The organism is Endothiovibrio diazotrophicus, from assembly GCF_054657215.1.
This window is the reverse complement of sequence record NZ_BAAHXB010000248.1, coordinates 1-1505: the sequence shown is the minus strand read 5'-3', so window position 1 is coordinate 1505 and position 1505 is coordinate 1. Positions and strand designations below refer to the sequence as shown.

Below are 1505 nucleotides of genomic sequence, written 5' to 3'. Positions count from 1 at the left end.
ACACGGCGCCTGCCCGAAGTGCTGCCAGCCCTTGCCTCGCCGGATGAGCGAAACACCAATCTCAGCCGTTGAGCACCCTTTCGATCATGGCCATTTTTTTCTCCAACGACTGGTTCCAACGATAGTGCGTGACATAAGCGCCTTCGACGCCCAGGGAGCCGGAGAGTGAGAAACGGGGGTGTCCCTTGCGGTTGAAGAAGGAGTAGACCTGCTTGCGGGGGACCATGTTCAGGTCGTGGGCATGAAAGCCGATGATCCGCAGGCAGCGGCCGATCTTGGACAGGTTGCCCTGGATGACCCGTTCGAGACACGGCACCTGGCCGCGGCGCCAACGGTCGACATCCTGGCGAGTCAGGTTGCCGATCTGCACGAACACTTCGATCGGAGCGACTTCGTCGCCCTCCCGCAACAATTCCGCCACCGCCCGAACCACCCGCGGATAGAACTTGTCCTCGCGATAGTTGGCAACGGTCAGACGCTCCATTTCGGTCTTCTCCTCCCGCTCTACGGCTACGCGCTTACCCTCCGCCGGGCCCACTTCATGCCGTCCAATAGCCCCACCAGCAGCAAGTAGCCTGGATGGAGCGCAGCGGAATCCGGGGCGTGTGGGGCAGCCTTCGGGAATCCCCGGATTCCGCTATGCTCCATCCAGGCTACTTGCTGGTCCCGTTGCTTGATCCTAGCGGTGGATGTCCATGCAGTTCGCGTCGCTATTCACACGCAACTTGCTCACTTAACGAACCAAACAGAAGAATACCCAACAGCGAACCAAACTGACAAAGGACCCACCCCATATTCATCAACAATAAAGAATAATCCATTCAACGAATTAGACCAAAATTTACATTCCAAAGGACTAGTAAACGTCGCCACGAGCCCACCTATCACAAGAAAGGTCACAACGCCTCCTACATCATCAGACGGAAACACGCCATGAAATAGCTCATACCACCAACCACCAATCCAGCGACCAACGTAGAGCACCGGGAACGAGAGCACCCACGCCCCTCCCAATCTTACAAGCTCATAAAAGGATATTGGCCTTCCTATACTCATAGTATTATCCAATAAAATCACACAACAAAATTGCGACGATAGACTATTCGACTAGATAGATATATTGCAACAAACTCAACCATCAATACCGACATAAGAACAGCAAATGCAGCCGCCAATATAGCAGCCGCGACAGGGTTAACTATAGCCACACCAAGCGCAGCACCGACATATCCAGATACAGCCGCACCAAAGACCCAACTAGATATCTGCCCCAACCTTTGAGACCAGCTCAAACTATCATTATTCCACGTTATATAGCTCGACAGACCGACCCCAATAAAGGTAAACACACCGGATATCTTAGACAACCTCCCCGCAAGCTCAGCCTTGCGAGAATCAAACCCTCTATTAGTTTCTGAAATATTTGATGAATACCCGTCAAACACCCCCGATAGAGCAGAGAACAAAAACCCTATCATATCAATCCAAAACGACCCATTCTCACC

Annotated in this window: 2 protein-coding genes; both read right to left on the bottom strand. The window is 52.6% G+C overall.

The window, feature by feature from the left end:
- Positions 1-61: 61 nt before the first annotated feature.
- Positions 62-484 (bottom strand): hypothetical protein, encoded by a 423-nt coding sequence (locus tag ACYQ2W_RS26150; RefSeq protein WP_459873996.1) that lies wholly within the window; start codon positions 482-484, stop codon positions 62-64.
- 589 nt (positions 485-1073) lie between these two features.
- Positions 1074-1505: hypothetical protein (locus ACYQ2W_RS26145; RefSeq protein WP_459873994.1), on the bottom strand; the 432-nt coding region annotated here is incomplete at its 5' end.